The organism is Photorhabdus thracensis (genome assembly GCF_001010285.1).
In the GTDB taxonomy this organism is placed as follows: Bacteria; Pseudomonadota; Gammaproteobacteria; order Enterobacterales; family Enterobacteriaceae; genus Photorhabdus; species Photorhabdus temperata.
In genome coordinates this window covers 904138-920921 of record NZ_CP011104.1, presented here as the reverse complement: position 1 = coordinate 920921, position 16784 = coordinate 904138, and the positions used below count along the sequence as shown (strand labels likewise).

Sequence of the window (16784 nt, the reverse complement as noted above, 5' to 3'; positions counted from 1 at the left end):
TTTTCCTGCGATCAGTTGCCATGAAGGCGTTTGGCTTCAATAACATCCGGTAATTGATTGGTTTTCGCCAATATCCGTCCCAGCACTTGCAGGTTATAGATCTCAATATTCATATCAATGGTGGCAATCTGCTGCTTTACATCACTGCGGCTGCTCACCCCAAGCACGTTCACCTTTTCATTCGCCAGGATCGTAGTGATATCACGCAGTAATCCACTGCGATCATTCGCTATCACACGCACAATCAGTGAGTAACCACTGGAATAGCTTTCTCCCCAAACTGCATCCACCACCCTTTCAGGGGCACTTGCCTGCAAATCCGCCAGTTGTTCACAATCAGCCCAGTGGATGGAAATTCCCCGGCCACGGGTGATAAAGCCGACAATCTCATCCCCCGGAATTGGCTGGCAGCAACGGGCAATGTGATGCATCAGGTTACCAACACCTTCTACCACAATCCGTCCGTTATCTTTAGCAGAACTACGCTGCGGATGGGATTTGCTCTCCAGATTGCGAAGCGCTTCCCGATCTGCATCCTCCGCCGTGGTTTTATTGAGTTTGCTTTGCAGAAAATTAGTCAACTGGTTGATACGGATGTCACCAACGCCAATTCCCGCCAGCACTTCATCAAGGGTATGAACGTTATAACGCGCAATTAGCAGCTTTTCCGCTTCTTTCAGGCTGATATCTAAGTGGGCCAGTTCGTTATCCAACATCTGACGGCCCGCAATGATATTCTTATCCCGATCCTGTTTACGGAACCAGTTATGAATTTTCGCCCGGCCACGGCTGGTGGTGACATACCCCAGGTTTGGATTCAGCCAGTCACGGCTTGGGTTCGGCTGTTTCTGCGTGATGATGTCAATCTGATCGCCCATCTGCAATTGATAGCTAAATGGCACAATTCGACCGCTGATTTTCGCCCCAATGCAACGATGCCCTACATCGCTGTGAATATGGTAGGCAAAATCCAGTGGCGTAGAGCCGGCAGGCAGATCAATAACATCCCCTTTCGGCGTAAATACATATACCCGATCATCAAACACTTGGCTGCGAACCTCATCCAGCATCTCGCCGGAATCGGCCATCTCTTCCTGCCATGCGATCAGTTTACGCAACCATGCAATACGTCCTTCATACCCCGCTCGACCAACCGCCGCCGCACCCTCTTTATATTTCCAGTGTGCGGCTATTCCCAATTCCGCATCTTCATGCATCTGACGGGTGCGGATCTGAATTTCCAGTGTTTTACCACCCGGCCCAAGCACTACGGTATGAATGGATTGGTAACCATTAGGCTTCGGGTTAGCAACATAATCATCGAATTCATCGGGCAAATGACGATAGTGAGTATGTACTATCCCCAGCGCCGCATAACAATCCTGTAAACGTTCAACCACAATCCGCACAGCCCGGACATCAAACAATTCATCAAATGCCAGTGATTTTTTCTGCATTTTGCGCCAGATGCTGTAGATATGTTTAGGTCGTCCGTATATTTCAGTTGCTACGCTCTCTTTGAGCATATATTTACGTAATGTGCTGACAAAGTGATCAATATACTGTTCACGATCAATCCGGCGCTCATGCAGTAAGTTAGCAATTTTTTTATATTCATCGGGATGGAGATAACGGAAACAGTAATCCTCAAGTTCCCATTTGAGTTGACCAATCCCCAGGCGGTTAGCGAGTGGCGCATAAATATTGGAACACTCTTTAGCAACCAGTACTCGCTCATCTTCAGTCGCCTCTTTCACTATCCGCAGATGGGCAATCCGTTCCGCCAGCTTGATAACAACGCAGCGAAAATCTTCGACCATTGCCAGCAGCATCCGGCGGACGTTATCAACCTGCACAGAGCAGGTCGAATCATTATGCGTGGCTTTCAACTGACGAATAGCGTCCATATCCATGACGCCTTTCACCAGATTGATAATCGCACTGCCAAACACCTCTGTGACGGTTTCACTGTCGAGCAATTTGGCGTCAACCAGCGGAAACAGTAGCGCAGCGCGCATACTGTCATTATCCATACTCAGCGTAGAAAGGATCTCAACCATTTCTACGCCACGCCATAACAGAAGTTCTGAATCAGGATGATTTTGCGCTTTTTCGTGACAATAACGCCAGGTTTCGGCTAATTTCTCACCCAATTGAAGATTCGCTATATTTAAACTGGCGATCCACTTATTTACTGCAAACTCTCCCGCAGGGGTTAAATGAGCACTTCTTACCGCAACCATAATCTCTCCTGACTACTTCACAGCCTCTACCCAACCGCAAACTGGCGGCTGAATAGCGCCATTGACTCCAGATGACCTGTATGCGGAAACATATCCAGCATCCGCACACTGATAATATGATAGCCAGCCTCAAGCAGAATCTTACTGTCCCGCGCCAATGTTGTTGGATTGCAAGAGACGTAGACCACTTTTTCAGGGGCCAGCTCGACGATGTGTGACATGACTCCTGCCGCACCATTGACGATGTATATCCGCTTCCAGGTTTTCATGGAAGAAAGATATGTTATCCAAATTATTTAATCTGGCATTATATTGCCCATTCGCTACCAGCGTGGCAACCCCTTCTACTCCGACCACCGCCTGCACTATCCGGCCAATAGGTAAGGTAAAATTTCCCATACCGCAGAACAGATCGAGCACTCGGTCATTCGGTTGTAAATCAAGCCACGCTATCGCCTGAGCAACCATTTGTTGATTTACCGAATCATTAACCTGAATAAAGTCTCTTGGACTGAAAACCAGTTTCAGGCCACCGACCTGATACCAAGGTTCCGGCTGTTCATTCAGTGACTCAATTGAAGTTTCATCTGCCGCCAGATAGACAGCCACATTGTGTTGCACAGAAAATGTGCATAACTTTTCTTTATCTTCCCCTTTCAGAGGGTCAAGGTGGCGCAATATCATTAATGGGCCGTTATCTGCCAGCACCAATTCCACATGCCCCAACCGTTTAACCGCTTTCAGATCATTCAGACACTGAGATAGCGGCTGCAATAACCGTTCCAATTCAGGTTGTAAAACAGGGCATGTTTTTATCGCAACTAATTCATTGGATTGATTCTGACGAAATCCCATCACCAGTTGACGTTGCTTTATCTGATAATGTAAACCAAGCCTTGCCCGGCGCCGGTAACCATATTCAGGGCTGAGAATCACCGGCCTGGCAGAGACAGTTATGCCGGTTTCCCGCCGGATAAGATGTTCCAAAACATTAGCTTTATTCTCACGCTGTAAATCAGGCGCAACATGTTGTTGCTGACAACCGCCACATATTCCAAAATACGGGCAGCAGGGATTTACACGATATGGACTGTCAGATAGACGCTTAACCAACTTTGCTTTGGCAAACTGGCGCTTCTCTTCCGTTAGTTGTACCTGTGCCTGTTCACCGGGCAATAATCCGGTGACAAAAATGGTTTTACCCTGATAACGAGCTACGCCCTGCCCCTGGGCATCCAGATTATCAGCAGTAACTGTGATGATATGCCGGTTTACTGTTCGGCGATTGGGGGAATAAAATTGCACCATGATTCTTACGGACTATGAATTATTAAGTTCTTATTTTCCCATAATGGGCGCTTATGACCAAATATAGCTTACGCATTCGCATGATGAGCCTGATCCTGGTGCCGATTTTACTGGTTGGCATGTTTTTCAGTATATCGTTTCTCTGTTATCACTATCGTGAACTAAAAAACCAAATTGTTCGATCCGGGGTCAGTATTATTGAACCGCTTTCGATTGCCAGTGAAATCGGGATAAACCTGAATAACCGTGAACGCGTCAACTCATTGATAACCCGGCTTCATCGCAGAAACTCTGAGATAGTCCGGGCGATTGCCATTTTTAATGATGATAATCAACTATTTGATATATCAAACTATAAATACAATCCAGCTCAACTACAGATCGCACCAGGTACGCCACTTCCAACAACCCTGACAAAAATGGAAGTCAAAAATAGTATTATTTTACGCATACCGATTATCTCAGAGCACCATTTATCTCAGAATCAACAGAATGCGGATACCCCATCCCTACATCCGATTGGTTATATCGCTATTGATCTTGATTTACAGTCAGCTCACTTACAGCAATATAAAGAGATAGTTATCTTTATATTGCTATTACTGATTTGCCTTGGCTGGGCATCACTGTTTGCCTACCATTTGGTGCGCAAAATCACAAAACCTATCAGCGATATGGTCAGTACAGTTGATAGCATTCGCCGGGGGCAGCTAAACAGTCGTGTCAACGGGAAATATTTTGGTGAATTGGATACGCTGAAAAATGGCATTAATGCCATGGCAAAGTCGCTTTCCTGCTATAAAGAAGAGATGCAGAACGATATTGATCAGGCAACTTCGGATCTGCGGGAAACGATGGAACAGTTCGAAATTCAGAACGTTGAACTGGCAATAGCGAAAAAACGCGCTCAGGAAGCCGCCAGAATAAAAACAGAATTTCTGGCAAATATGTCCCATGAATTACGTACACCGCTCAACGGCGTCATTGGTTTTACCCGCCAAACACTGAAAACCTCTCTGACAATACAGCAAGCTGAATATCTGCATATTATTGAACGTTCTGCCAATCATCTGCTGAATATTATCAATGACATATTGGATTTTTCCCGGCTTGAAGCGGATAAGCTGATACTGGAAAATATTCCATTTCTTCTACAGGATACGATTGATGAAGTCATGGTTTTATTGACACCCAGCGCCAAAAATAAAGGCATTCAACTAACGCACAACGTTGATTCTCAAATACCGAATCTGGTCATAGGCGACCCTACGCGTCTTCAGCAAATACTCACCAATATCATCGGTAACGCCATTAAATTCACTGAACAAGGTTTTGTGGAAATAAAAATCAATCTGATACAACAGCAATCCCATAAAATCAATTTAGAGATCACGGTCAGAGATACCGGCATCGGTATCAACCCTGAACAGCAACCCCATCTGTTTCAAGCTTTTCATCAGGCCGATGCCAGTATTTCCCGCCGTTATGGTGGTACCGGCCTTGGTCTGGTGATTACCCGGAAACTGATCCGCGAAATGGGCGGCAATATCAGTTTTACCAGCGAGCCGAAAAAAGGTTCCGTTTTTCGTTTTGATTTGTGGCTGGGAAAAGATGATTTCATTCTAACCGGCTCTGTTGTACCACAAAAAACGATTATCCCATCCCCGCGTTTACCCATGGCGGTCATGGCCGTTGATGATAATTCAGCCAATCTCAAATTAATCGGCTCGTTACTGAAAGACATCGTAGAAAAAACAGTGACATGCAGTAATGGAGAAGACGCTTTACAATCGGCAAAATCTCACCATTTTGATGTCATTCTGATGGATATCCATATGCCGGATATGGATGGCATCTGTACTGCTGAACGCATCCACCAGCTACCACAACACCGTAATACCCCCATTATCGCCGTCACAGCCTATACCTGCCGGCCAAAGAACGATACAGATCAATCGCCATTTGAAGATTTTCTGACCAAACCCTTGGATGAAAATGGTTTGAGAACGGCGCTAAACCGTCATATTAAAACAGCGGAATCACGACATGTTAATTGGCAGTTAGCGCTGCAACAAGCAGAGGAAAAAGAATGGATAGCGATAAGCATGATAAAAATGCTGGTGGATTCTCTGCCGGATATAAAAGCAATCACAGAAAAAGTTTTATCCGGGGACATTGTTGACGATTATCAGCAGCAAATCCATAAGTTGCATGGTAGTTGCTGTTACAGCGGCGTGCCACAACTTAAAGCACTCTGCCAATTAATTGAACAACAATTACAAAAAAACACTCCATTAACCGATATAGAACCTGAATTGCTGGAGCTGACAGATGAAATTGACAATGTACTTGCCGCTGCCCAAAAGCTATTGAGTAACGGCCCAAATATCAGTGACACACAATAAATTTACGATACTCTTCGTAAGCATAATTATCTGTCATGCCACTGATGTAATCCTGAATAAGACGGGCGCGGTAGTAGAATTCCATCAGGTCTTTTTCAGATTCATCAGTGGCGATCATTCCTTCTACCGCTTCGTTATAAGCCAGGCGATGTTTGGTGGAAAGTTTGTGCAGCAACCGGGTTTCAATAAAATAATCTTTATGAAAATTGTTCTGGTTTAATTCCATAAAACTCTGGCGGGACATCTTCAATAACGGCCAATAAAAATCCAATAACCCATTGATAATTTTATACCCTTTCAATTCCAACTCTTCAATTTCCGGGTGATTAAACACTCTTTTACAGGCAATGTTTTTCAACGTTTTAAGCAACCGATGCTCCTCGCTTTTATCTTCAAGTAACGCTTGATTAAATGAACCCTCAAAAACGGCAGGCAGATGATCAATAAAACGACGGGCAGTGTAAGGTACCAACCTGCCGGTAATATAGACCCGCAAATACATAAAAAATTGGTCCTGCTGACTTCGACGTAATTCATTGCCACTCGTTCTCTTATGAGCTTTTCTGATCGTAGCGTCGAACAGATCGCCAGACCGATGGCCACCGTTTTCTTCCCACTCCCGTTCCAAATATTCCATCAAGGTATCTACGCCAAAAATATCTTTTTCAACCGCATCATCCAGATCTGCAATGCAATAAGAGATATCATCTGCGGCTTCCATAATATAAGTCAGTGGGAAACGACAGAATTCCCCCATTTTAAGCTCGCGGCGCAATTCACGGACAAAATTCTCTTCCGACCAATAAAAACCCGGTTTTTTCATCAGGTAATTAAATTGATCCAGCGCCTTTTCAAGACGAAAGGCAGGACAGGTATATTTTAGAATGCAACCAATCTGAGCATAAGTCAGATTGAATTTTAACAGGCTGTGTACCATACGGATAGCCTGAGCATTCCCTTCAAACTGACATAAATCTTTACGTAACTGGCGACGGAAAAGATCTTTTTTCACCTCCCCGCACAAATGCAATGCCGGTATTTCACATTGATCTTTTCGCTCAATATTTTCCAGGGCAAAATTAAGATCGAGCTTTCTGGCAAACCAATCTTTAATTGCCGCTTCACCAAAATGACCAAAAGGTGGATTACCAATATCGTGCATTAAACAAGCCATTTCAATCAGGCTCTCAAATGACAACAGCCGTTTGTCCAGCCGATATTGAACCAGCAAATTACGCGTTTTCAGTTCATTGATAATCGTTTTCGAAATATAGCGGCCAATCTGTTGCACTTCCAATGAATGCGTCAGACGACTGCGGACAGCGGCATTATTTTCCAGAGGAAAAACCTGTGTTTTCTGCTGTAAACGACGAATAGCCGCTGAATTCATAATCCGCCCGCGATCACTTTCAAACTGGCGAATAACTTGTTCTTCATCATTAGGATCAACATCATAATGGCTGTATTTACGTTGATAATTAAGCTTCTGACTAAAGTCTATCCCGGACATTTATCCCCCGATTTGTGAGATAGCGCTGTTTTACATCACAGATTATCTGATTGTTCTGCATTAAATGTTAAACTCAGGAACTGAATGATTTTATATGATTAATTAATCAACAGCGAGTATGACACAATGAAAGTAGGCGTGATAGGTGCTATGGAGCAAGAAGTGACTTTACTGCGCGATCAAATTGAAGATCGCCAGACACTGTCACGGGGTGGCTGCGAAATCTATACCGGTAAGCTAAACGGCGTGGAGATCGCACTGTTAAAATCCGGTATTGGTAAAGTTTCTGCTGCAATTGGTACGACTTTACTGCTTGAATATTGTCAGCCTGATGTGATTATCAACACAGGCTCCGCAGGTGGCCTTGATCCGGAATTGCAAATCGGTGATATCGTGGTATCCAGCGAAGTTCGCTATCATGATGCTGATGTCACCGCTTTTGGCTATGAGCCTGGTCAAATGGCGCAATGCCCCTCTGCGTTCCTGGCGGATAACCAGCTGATCGCACTGGCAGAGAAATGTATTCGTTCACTGGATTTGAATGCAATACGTGGGCTGATTTGCAGCGGTGATGCATTTATTAACGGTGCGGAACCCCTAGCCCGTATCCGGGCGACTTTCCCACAGGTTACAGCAGTAGAAATGGAAGCGGCAGCGATAGGGCACGTCTGCCACCAATACAACACACCGTTTGTTGTGGTACGTGCAATCTCTGACGTGGCAGATAAAGAATCTCATCTCAGTTTTGATGAATTTCTTTCTGTGGCGGCCCGCCAATCCACATTAATGGTCAATGCAATGCTGGCAACACTGAGTCACGATAAATAGTATTTTATTGACAGAATCACGCCCTGATTAATACTTTCACAAGATATCAAGGGCGTGTCTGCTCCGCCTGAAACATTCACAATGTTTATATATTAAAAGGCATACCTTCATGAGATGGATAAAAAGCGCAGGTTCAGTTTGGTTATCGCTTTTACTGTTTCTCAGTGGTTTCAGTCATTATTTGTCTGCCACGCCTTTACGGGTCATCAGCTTATCCCCGTCAACCACAGAATTAGCCTATGTTGCCGGGTTAGGCGACAATCTGATCGCTGCCAGCGCTTATTCTGATTATCCACCTCAAGCCAGTAAACTTGAGCAAGTCGCTAACTGGCAAGGCATTAATCTGGAACGTATTGTCACACTGAAACCCGATATAATTCTGGCATGGCGTGGTGGTAATCCCCAACGGCCATTGGAACAACTCGCCTCTTTTGGTATTAAAATCTTTTATTCCGATCCCAAAACCACTGAACAGATAGCTCAGGATTTGGAACGACTGGCCGAATACAGCCCCCATCCTGAGCAGGCAAAAAAATCCGCAACTGAACTTCGTCAACGGTTTGCCGCTCTGAAACAAAAATATGCCTCAACCACACCAAAACCTGTCTTTTTACAATTCGGCACTCAGTCTCTGTTTACTGCCTCAGGACAGACACTGCAAAGTGAAGTGCTTTCAATCTGTGGCGGCAGGAATATTTTCGCTGACAGCCCCGTTCCCTGGCCGCAGGTAAGCCGTGAGCAAGTACTCACTCGGAAACCTGAGACGATTGTTATCAGTGGCGGGCCGGAACAAGCCAAATTAATTGAAAATTTCTGGCATCCTCAATTGAGGGCCAAAGTGATTACATTGCATGAAGATTGGTTTCATCGCGCAGGGCCTCGTATCGTGCTGGCTGCTGAACAACTATGCCAGCAATTGAACGATAAGGGGTCCAGATAAAGCAAAATGGGATTGCAGGCATATCCCGAAATTGACATCCTCCCCCACCTTCGCACTTCGTGACTCAGGAGGGGGGATCCCCGTTAGTGGGTGACGACTGATTGCTCAGTGTCTGGTTCCTGATTCGACGGGCGGCCTGACTGCACCCTCCCTCCACAGGCAAGCACGGCATGTCCTGCCGCTAAAATGTTACGAGCACCGTTGATATCGGCATTTTCCGTATATCCGCATGCAAGGCACTCGAATTGACTTTGTGATAGGCGGTTTTCTTTCGCTGTATGACCGCAGCAGGCGCAACGCTGGCTTGTATAGGCATAATACCTGACCCCCCCGCCAGCGTTGCTTGTACTCAAGCTGGCGGCGAAGTTCGTACCAGCCCTGATCCAATATCGAACGGTTTAAGCCAGATTTTGCCTCGACATTACGCCCCGGATGGCTTATCGACCCCGCTGCTGACTTTGACATGTTGGCAACCTTCAGGTCTTCAATGACTCTCATTGCGTGGTTTTTGCTGATTGTCGTGCTGACCTTGTGAAGGTAATCGCGGCGGATATTGGCGATATGTGAGTGCAGGTGCTGGATTTTACGCTTCTGTTTCTGCCAGTTGGCACTGAACTTAACTTTTCGACTCAACTGACGCTGAAGCCTCGCCAGCTTGCGCTGATTGCGCTTAAAACTGTTTACAGGTTCGTATATTGTGCCATCAGAGAGCGTGGCCAGTTTTGTGACTCCCGCATCCAGCCCAATCAACAACGTTTCCACGCCCCGTGTAAATCTTTGAGTTTCTGCTGAAGGTTATCCGTGTAGGCTTCCTGCAAAAAGGCGTGTTCCGGTCTGTTTTTCCACACCGTGAGCATCCTGTTCAGCTCAAAAGCGGAGGGAAGTTTGCCGCCTGACTCAAGAATGCGCTTCGTCTCGTCAAGCCCGTAATTCCAGACGAAACGCGCACAGCCGCATAACTGCCGCAGACGCTGCGACTGTTCTTCGGTGGGTTCCAGTCTGAATTTGTAGGCTTTCAGAAGTCGCATGATGGCTCAGTGTGGAGTAGATGTCATCACTATCGTACCGCAATTTTGGTTAAATTCAATGGAAGACAAAATCAACCGTTCACGGCAGGCTGCTTTTCTTTTGCCTGTACATCTTGTGTTTGTGACCCAATACCGTAGCAATATTCTGGGTGAGTGACATTATGCGGCATTCCATCAGGATGCCGGTGAGGTATGCCGGGATTTTGGCGCTGAGCTAAAAGAGAGTCACGGTGAGCCCGACCACGTCCATATGTGGATTGAGTCCCCTCCAACCGTGCAACTGTCCGTGCGGGTCAATTCACTGAAAGCCGTGACCTCTCGCCGTCTGCGTAATCAATTTTTGGACTTGCGCGGAGCTTACGGCAAGCCTGTGTTGTAGTCTCGCTCATACTTCGCTGGAGCGTGCGGTGGGACGCCGCGGGAAGTCGTGAAAAAATACCTTCAGTATCAGCGTGGCTGAGAGTTATTCGGGCTTTTCAAGCCCGTCCAAATTCCCCTCCCGCCTTATGTCGGCGGGAGGGGAATTTGGAGGAAAAGATGGGTCATATCGTTCACAGACCCATTGCGGGAAACAACCTGGAATCAGATACTGAAAGAAGAACCACAACCGCAGGTTGTCTTAGCATTAGGGTTGGTGACGATAAAGCGTGAACCTTCCAGACCTTCGGTGTAATCAACACAACCGCCAACCAAATATTGCAGACTCATCGGATCAACAACCAATTCGACACCCTGCTTCTCAATGGTCATATCGCCTTCATTGATCTGATCATCAAAGGTAAAACCATACTGGAAACCACTGCACCCCCCCCCTGTGATATAAACCCGTAAACGCAGGTTTGGATTTTCTTCATCCGAAACCAAGATTTTCACTTTACTGGCGGCAGCATCAGTAAACTGCAAAGGTAATGCTATATCATCGCTCATCATTTTTTACTCCAGACCGGAACTCGGCAAAGAAATTCACAAGAAAACAGAAATTTGCCGATTTATTAATAATTCGAATTATCTAATACCTGGTTAGTTCGTTCAAGTTTTGTCATTTCAGCAACTCATGAATAGCTAACAAATTGTCTGAGCATCTTTTAACATTGAGGTTAGCCCTTGATGAATCAGCGAATCCAAAACGTGCCAGTGAAAAGAGGCAAGTGAGATCACCAGTTACAGCCGCCAACAGATATGCAGAATTCAGACGATATCAATAAGCACCTTCTGGACTCTGAATGAAGTATAGTTCAATCATCAGTCAATCAATTCACTATAAAAAGGAAAATTTATTGATTTATCATGATTATTAGTTACTTTATTAAGTATTTATTAAAGTCACCATGCGGAGTTCTTATGCAAAAAATATTATCACTTATGCTGGCCGTCACACTTGCAGGCTGCGTAGCTCACAGCAAGCAAGTCGATATGGATAGTTATACCTCGAAGAAAATTGATGACATCATAGAAAATCAGGTAAAACCGGGAAATAAAGGCAATCCCGGTGAAATGATAAAAAATATCTCTTATCAGTTTCTCAATACGCCTTATGTCGCAAACAAACTGGTCGGTTCCCCAACTGAACCTGAAAAATTAGTTATAGATTTTAGCGGACTGGACTGTTTTACTTTTCTTGATTACGTAGAATCGTTAAGGAAATCAAATGACCAACAGGATTTTATCAAGAATCTCATCCAGACAAGGTATATCGACGGAAAAATCAGTTTCTTGCAAAGAAAACATTTCTTCACGGACTGGTCAATCAGAGAAAAATTAAATGCCAAAGATGTGACGGATGAAATAAGTCCTTCTTATATAAAAATCACAAAAAGTCTGAATAGAAAAGCGGATGGCGGCGAATATATCCCCGGACTTAGTGTTATCAACCGAGATATTAAATATATTCCAGGTAATAAGGTGAATGATTCCGTGATTAAACGCTTAAAGACGGGAGATTATATAGGAATATATACACATCTTGCCGGGCTAGATGTCACGCATACCGGGATTTTTATTATGACAGATAATGGCCCAATGTTTAGAAATGCGTCTTCACTTGCAGCCAATAAAAAAGTGGTCGATTCTCCCTTCCTTGATTACGTAAAGAATAAACCCGGAATTATCGTTCTAAGACCATTATAATCAGTGAAGCAAGCGATAAACCCACTTAAAGATACATTCAGGAGCTTTTAATGAGCCAATCCGAAATCCTCTATTCTCAGGCCGAACAGCTTATTCCCGGCGGTGTTAACTCCCCGGTACGTGCATTTAATGGCGTTGGCGGTACGCCTCTGTTTATCAAACACGCTAACGGCGCCTATCTCTATGATGTTGATGGCAAAGCCTATATTGATTACGTCGGCTCCTGGGGGCCCATGGTATTGGGGCATAACCACAGCGCTATCCGTAATGCAGTCATCAAAGCCGCCGAACAAGGGTTAAGTTTTGGTGCTCCCACTGCTGCTGAAGTAGAAATGGCTCAATTAGTGACTGAACTGGTGCCATCAATGGATATGGTGCGCATGGTCAACTCAGGCACAGAGGCGACCATGAGTGCTATCCGTCTGGCTCGTGGATATACCAACCGCGATAAGATCATCAAATTCGAAGGCTGTTATCACGGCCATGCTGATTGCCTGCTGGTAAAAGCCGGTTCTGGCGCGCTGACTATCGGCCAGCCAAACTCTCCGGGGGTTCCGGTTGATTTCGTCAAACATACACTCTCCTGTACCTATAACGATTTGAACTCAGTGCGGAAAGCATTTGAACAATATCCTGAAGAGATAGCCTGTATTATTGTCGAACCCGTTGCCGGTAATATGAACTGCGTGCCGCCACTGCCGGAATTTCTACCCGGCCTGCGCGCACTGTGTGATGAATTCGGCGCTCTGCTGATTATCGATGAAGTGATGACAGGTTTCCGCGTCGCTTTATCCGGCGCGCAATCTTATTACAATGTAGAGCCTGACCTGACTTGCCTTGGCAAAATTATTGGTGGCGGTATGCCCGTTGGCGCTTTCGGTGGACGCTATGAAGTGATGGAGAAATTAGCGCCAACCGGCCCGGTTTATCAGGCTGGAACCTTGTCCGGCAATCCAATCGCTATGGCTGCGGGTCTTGCCTGCCTGAACGAAGTTTCTCAACCCGGTGTACATCAGCGTCTGACTGAACTGACAGATAATTTGGCTGCTGGCCTGACTAAAGCAGCAAAAGCAGCTGGCATTCCGCTGGTGGTTAACCACGTCGGCGGTATGTTTGGTATTTTCTTTACTGATGCGGAAACAGTCAGTTGCTATCAAGATGTGATGAATTGCGATATTGAGCGTTTCAAACGTTTCTTCCATCTTATGCTTGACGAGGGTGTTTATTTGGCACCTTCCGCATTTGAAGCGGGTTTTATGTCTATCGCGCACACGGATGAAGATATTCAGCGTACTGTTGACGCCGCCACCCGCTGCTTTGCAAAACTGAAATAATTTCTTCGCTATCAAATTATAGCGCCGTATTTTAAGGGTATTTGTCACAGATCTTGTGCGATGAACTGAAAGCAGAAGGAATAACATTAATCACCCATGCCCGTAGTAATATGAAGGCAAAAACATTACCTCTCTGGGATAAGCTGATGTTAAGAAGGCGATTTTTGATAGAAACGGTCGTGGATCAACTCAAAAATATTTCTCAGATAGCGCATTCAAGATACCGCAGTTAGCTCGGTTTTTTATTGGGAATCGTCACTGGCCTAATTGCTTATACATTCCAACCCAAAAAACCGAGCTTGAATTTACGGGATTGTGATATCGCTATTTTTAAACGAAACCGAGGTTCATTAAAACAAAGTACCGGATAAAAAACAGCACCTTGTGAATAATCAATCTGAAGAAAGCCCGCTCTGCGGACTTTCTTCCTTAAAGGTAGAAAACTACGCGCTTACCTGTTGGAAGAGTCACATCAAGGCTTAATTCACCGCCCAATGCTTTCACATAGCGCTTAAGTGTTGATAGCCTTGGATCATTGTCAGCTTGTTCCATACGAGCAACGGAAGGCTGTTTGACCCCCATAATAGCGGCCAATTCTGTTTGTGAAATTTTTAGCTCATCACGCAGTTGGCTAAGGGCGATCTGGATACTGGCTTCTTCAATCCGTTCCGCAACTCGTGCCTGCATTTCAGGACTTTCTTTAGCCAACAGTTCTCTGTAAGTAGCCATGATTACTTCTCCAGTTTCGCAAGATGTTTACGGTACTCGGAATCAGCTATCCGAATCATATCCTTATAGAAACGTTTCTCATTTAATCCCGTTTTATCGCCAGCACACAAAATAATTGCGCACCGGATAGGATCAAACGCAAAAAACGCTCTGATAGGATTACCAGCATGTTGTACACGCAGCTCCTTCATGTTAGGGAAATCAGAACCACTCAATGTATCAACATATGGTCTGCCAAGTTTTGGGCCGAACTTTTCCAATACCCCCATAGCTTCATAGACTGACTCCCTTAGAGCATCTTCCTGAGCCAAGAACCACTCATCAAAGCACTCCGTCGTTATGACTTCCCACATATCGACTCCATAGCCTACTTGTTATAATCAAAAATATAACTTATTCACTATAATTTCAACCATAGCGGCATGATTTTATGTTCTCTTTTCAACCAAAAAAACCGAGTTTGAATTTACGGGGGTCTGAACTCGCTCTTCTTAAGCAAAGTTGAGGTTAGTTAATAATAGGTAAAATAACCTAATAGATTCTATAGAGTAAACCAACCCTGTTAGGCAACTGCCGGATTTATTCTGCTAAACAGTCCAATCTTCAATGTGTAATCCTTGTACATATTGAAAAGCATGATCATTTGTAACCAATACCATCTTCATATTTATCGCGTGCACTGCAATGAGTAAATCAAGCGGTGTTAATATTCTGCCTTGTCTCTCCATCTCAGTTCTGGCCGTACCATAACACTCGGCAATAGAACTATCCCAAGGTAAGACATCAACACGCCTGAGAAATTCTCTTACTGCCGTATGAAGCCGCTTTGCTTCTGGGCGACGCGCCAATCCGAACAATAATTCTCCTTTTGTGATAGCTGAAATACAGAGTGATGACATCGGTACAGATAAAACATGCTGTACAACTGAATGGTGCTCTCTGATTAAATGCCCTATCACATTTATATCAAGCATATAGCGCTTCATTCTTCCCATCCCTCGAACGGATCACGAGATTGCTCTTGCTCGCGCCGTTCTTCTTTGCCCAGAAAATCATTAGGGATATTTGTACCCTTTAATGCTGCAAAAAACCCATCCCAGTCGTGTGGCTTACGGGACAGTATTACATCTCCGGTCTCAGGGTCCTTCCGAATAAAAACCTCATCAGAATCAAACCGATAAGCCGCTGGCAGACGCACCGCTTGACTCCTCCCATTCATAAACAACTTAGCTACATGTCCCATAAAACCTCCTGATATTGATTGGTATATATCAAAGCATATGACAGATATTGATACATATCAAGATATAGACCAAACATGATGCTATAAAGCTATCGATTTAACGGTAAGTTATAAACCCGTTGCCCTTCAAAAAAACACCCTGTTTCATTTGACCAGTACAAAGGATACGAGTATATATTTTTCATAAATTTTATTTATGTATATGTATTTTCAGACTCATATTCATTTATTGAGTAGATATTCTGGCTTTATTAAGAAGTTGAGTTTTCTTTCTATGCTTTTGTTTTACATCACAATTTACTAAACCAGAAAATATGAAGGAGAGAGGATGAGCAACGTTATCAAAGAAATAAGTGATGCTAATATTGCATATGCAGCAACTTTTGGTGATGATAAAAAAAACCTTGGTTTACCTGCTGTCAGACGATTTGCCATATTAACTTGTATGGATGCCAGGTTAGACCCGGCAAAATTTGCAGGTTTATCTGAAGGTGATGCCCATATTATTCGTAACGCGGGCGGAAGAGCCAGTGATGATGCCATTCGTTCACTTATCATTTCTTACAAACTTTTCGGAACAAAAGAGTTGTTTGTCATTCATCATACTCATTGTGGGATGGAGCTTTTTACAGACAATATCATGGGCGATCTACTGGAAAGTGTAATCATGACGGATGAGGGATTTAAAGATGTCGGCACCAGCACCGGCTCACCTGAGGGAAAATATATCAAATGGCTTACCATTGACAATCAAGTTAATAGCTTAGTTGAAGATATTCATCGTATTCGTAATCACCCCCTTGTACCTGCAAGTATCGCCATATATGGGTACATCTATGATGTGAAGTCAGGAAAATTAATTGAGATTCCTGAAGCAACAAGCATTGTAAATACAGAGTCTTGACTTGAACTTGTTGGTATACCCGTAATCATTGAAGATGCTTGATTTACGATGAGCTTATTTAAATCTATCTGGCGTCAATGTGGACAAGGATGTCCGAGCCGTCGAAAAACGGTTAGAGCAAATGTAATGGATTGAAGAAAGAGTCAACAAGACACCTATAAATATGCAAAAATAAAGTGCTGACC

The 16784-nt window shown here is 44.4% G+C and carries 13 protein-coding genes and 4 pseudogenes; 8 read left to right on the top strand and 9 right to left on the bottom strand.

Going from position 1 to position 16784, the window contains the following annotated elements; genetic code table 11:
• Positions 1-11: 11 nt before the first annotated feature.
• Together relA and rlmD are read right to left on the bottom strand one after the other, a co-directional pair.
• Positions 12-2243 (bottom strand): GTP diphosphokinase, encoded by a 2232-nt coding sequence (relA, locus tag VY86_RS03850; protein ID WP_046973992.1) that lies wholly within the window; start codon positions 2241-2243, stop codon positions 12-14.
• Between the two features lie 26 nt (positions 2244-2269).
• Positions 2270-3551, bottom strand: a pseudogene (gene rlmD, locus VY86_RS03845) (23S rRNA (uracil(1939)-C(5))-methyltransferase RlmD).
• A gap of 53 nt (positions 3552-3604) precedes the next feature.
• On the opposite strand from rlmD, the gene VY86_RS03840 reads away from it, so the two are divergent.
• Entirely contained in the window at positions 3605-5956 is a 2352-nt protein-coding gene (locus tag VY86_RS03840; protein WP_046973991.1) for an ATP-binding protein, read from the top strand.
• Here VY86_RS03840 and dgt read toward each other — a convergent pair.
• Entirely contained in the window at positions 5940-7466 is a 1527-nt protein-coding gene (gene dgt / locus VY86_RS03835; protein ID WP_046973990.1) for a dGTPase, read from the bottom strand. The two genes, VY86_RS03840 and dgt, sit on opposite strands and share 17 nt — an antisense overlap.
• A 126-nt stretch (positions 7467-7592) precedes the next feature.
• Between dgt and mtnN the strand changes: the two genes are divergently transcribed.
• Together mtnN and btuF are read left to right on the top strand one after the other, a co-directional pair.
• Positions 7593-8294: a 5'-methylthioadenosine/S-adenosylhomocysteine nucleosidase gene (mtnN, locus tag VY86_RS03830; protein WP_046973989.1), complete on the top strand. Its 702-nt coding sequence runs from the start codon at positions 7593-7595 to the stop codon at positions 8292-8294.
• A gap of 109 nt (positions 8295-8403) precedes the next feature.
• Positions 8404-9234 (top strand): vitamin B12 ABC transporter substrate-binding protein BtuF, encoded by an 831-nt coding sequence (gene btuF, locus VY86_RS03825; protein ID WP_046973988.1) that lies wholly within the window; start codon positions 8404-8406, stop codon positions 9232-9234.
• A gap of 83 nt (positions 9235-9317) precedes the next feature.
• On the opposite strand, the pseudogene VY86_RS25300 reads toward btuF, so the two are convergent.
• A pseudogene (locus VY86_RS25300) lies at positions 9318-10262 on the bottom strand (RNA-guided endonuclease InsQ/TnpB family protein).
• Between the two features lie 58 nt (positions 10263-10320).
• On the opposite strand from VY86_RS25300, the pseudogene tnpA reads away from it, so the two are divergent.
• Positions 10321-10722: pseudogene (gene tnpA, locus VY86_RS03810) on the top strand (IS200/IS605 family transposase).
• A gap of 122 nt (positions 10723-10844) precedes the next feature.
• Here tnpA and erpA read toward each other — a convergent pair.
• Entirely contained in the window at positions 10845-11189 is a 345-nt protein-coding gene (gene erpA, locus VY86_RS03805) for an iron-sulfur cluster insertion protein ErpA (protein WP_031280637.1), read from the bottom strand.
• A 414-nt stretch (positions 11190-11603) separates the two neighbouring features.
• Here erpA and VY86_RS03800 point away from each other — a divergent pair, with 414 nt between their 5' ends.
• From VY86_RS03800 to VY86_RS26400, 3 genes and pseudogenes are all read left to right on the top strand, one after another.
• Complete coding sequence (locus VY86_RS03800) at positions 11604-12389, top strand: DUF1460 domain-containing protein (RefSeq protein WP_046973986.1); 786 nt, start codon at positions 11604-11606, stop codon at positions 12387-12389.
• 50 nt (positions 12390-12439) lie between these two features.
• Entirely contained in the window at positions 12440-13723 is a 1284-nt protein-coding gene (gene hemL, locus VY86_RS03795; protein ID WP_046973985.1) for a glutamate-1-semialdehyde 2,1-aminomutase, read from the top strand.
• Between the two features lie 35 nt (positions 13724-13758).
• A pseudogene (locus VY86_RS26400) lies at positions 13759-14094 on the top strand (transposase); the annotation flags it as partial.
• 58 nt (positions 14095-14152) lie between these two features.
• Here VY86_RS26400 and VY86_RS03790 read toward each other — a convergent pair.
• From VY86_RS03790 to VY86_RS03775, 4 genes are all read right to left on the bottom strand, one after another.
• Positions 14153-14452 (bottom strand): helix-turn-helix domain-containing protein, encoded by a 300-nt coding sequence (locus tag VY86_RS03790; protein ID WP_046973984.1) that lies wholly within the window; start codon positions 14450-14452, stop codon positions 14153-14155.
• A gap of 2 nt (positions 14453-14454) precedes the next feature.
• Positions 14455-14805, bottom strand: a complete 351-nt coding sequence (locus VY86_RS03785; protein WP_046973983.1) for a type II toxin-antitoxin system RelE/ParE family toxin — start codon at positions 14803-14805, stop codon at positions 14455-14457.
• Positions 14806-15039: 234 nt separating this feature from the next.
• On the bottom strand, positions 15040-15438 hold the full coding sequence (locus tag VY86_RS03780) for a type II toxin-antitoxin system VapC family toxin (RefSeq protein WP_046973982.1): 399 nt from the start codon (positions 15436-15438) through the stop codon (positions 15040-15042).
• The gene (locus tag VY86_RS03775) at positions 15435-15695 is read right to left on the bottom strand and encodes an antitoxin (RefSeq protein ID WP_046973981.1); all 261 of its coding nucleotides are present in this window, start codon (positions 15693-15695) and stop codon (positions 15435-15437) included. Before VY86_RS03775 ends, VY86_RS03780 begins: the two co-directional genes overlap by 4 nt.
• Positions 15696-16023: 328 nt before the next feature.
• On the opposite strand from VY86_RS03775, the gene VY86_RS03770 reads away from it, so the two are divergent.
• Positions 16024-16599: a beta-class carbonic anhydrase gene (locus tag VY86_RS03770; protein WP_046973980.1), complete on the top strand. Its 576-nt coding sequence runs from the start codon at positions 16024-16026 to the stop codon at positions 16597-16599.
• Positions 16600-16784 lie beyond the last annotated feature (185 nt).

What these genes read in the sequence shown, in the direction of transcription:
- relA (WP_046973992.1), bottom strand. Translation starts at nt 2,243, where the DNA reads ATGGTTGCGGTAAGAAGTGCTCATTTAACCCCTGCGGGAGAGTTTGCA.
- VY86_RS03840 (WP_046973991.1), top strand. Translation starts at nt 3,605, where the DNA reads ATGACCAAATATAGCTTACGCATTCGCATGATGAGCCTGATCCTGGTG.
- dgt (WP_046973990.1), bottom strand. Translation starts at nt 7,466, where the DNA reads ATGTCCGGGATAGACTTTAGTCAGAAGCTTAATTATCAACGTAAATAC.
- mtnN (WP_046973989.1), top strand. Translation starts at nt 7,593, where the DNA reads ATGAAAGTAGGCGTGATAGGTGCTATGGAGCAAGAAGTGACTTTACTG.
- btuF (WP_046973988.1), top strand. Translation starts at nt 8,404, where the DNA reads ATGAGATGGATAAAAAGCGCAGGTTCAGTTTGGTTATCGCTTTTACTG.
- erpA (WP_031280637.1), bottom strand. Translation starts at nt 11,189, where the DNA reads ATGAGCGATGATATAGCATTACCTTTGCAGTTTACTGATGCTGCCGCC.
- VY86_RS03800 (WP_046973986.1), top strand. Translation starts at nt 11,604, where the DNA reads ATGCAAAAAATATTATCACTTATGCTGGCCGTCACACTTGCAGGCTGC.
- hemL (WP_046973985.1), top strand. Translation starts at nt 12,440, where the DNA reads ATGAGCCAATCCGAAATCCTCTATTCTCAGGCCGAACAGCTTATTCCC.
- VY86_RS03790 (WP_046973984.1), bottom strand. Translation starts at nt 14,452, where the DNA reads ATGGCTACTTACAGAGAACTGTTGGCTAAAGAAAGTCCTGAAATGCAG.
- VY86_RS03785 (WP_046973983.1), bottom strand. Translation starts at nt 14,805, where the DNA reads ATGTGGGAAGTCATAACGACGGAGTGCTTTGATGAGTGGTTCTTGGCT.
- VY86_RS03780 (WP_046973982.1), bottom strand. Translation starts at nt 15,438, where the DNA reads ATGAAGCGCTATATGCTTGATATAAATGTGATAGGGCATTTAATCAGA.
- VY86_RS03775 (WP_046973981.1), bottom strand. Translation starts at nt 15,695, where the DNA reads ATGGGACATGTAGCTAAGTTGTTTATGAATGGGAGGAGTCAAGCGGTG.
- VY86_RS03770 (WP_046973980.1), top strand. Translation starts at nt 16,024, where the DNA reads ATGAGCAACGTTATCAAAGAAATAAGTGATGCTAATATTGCATATGCA.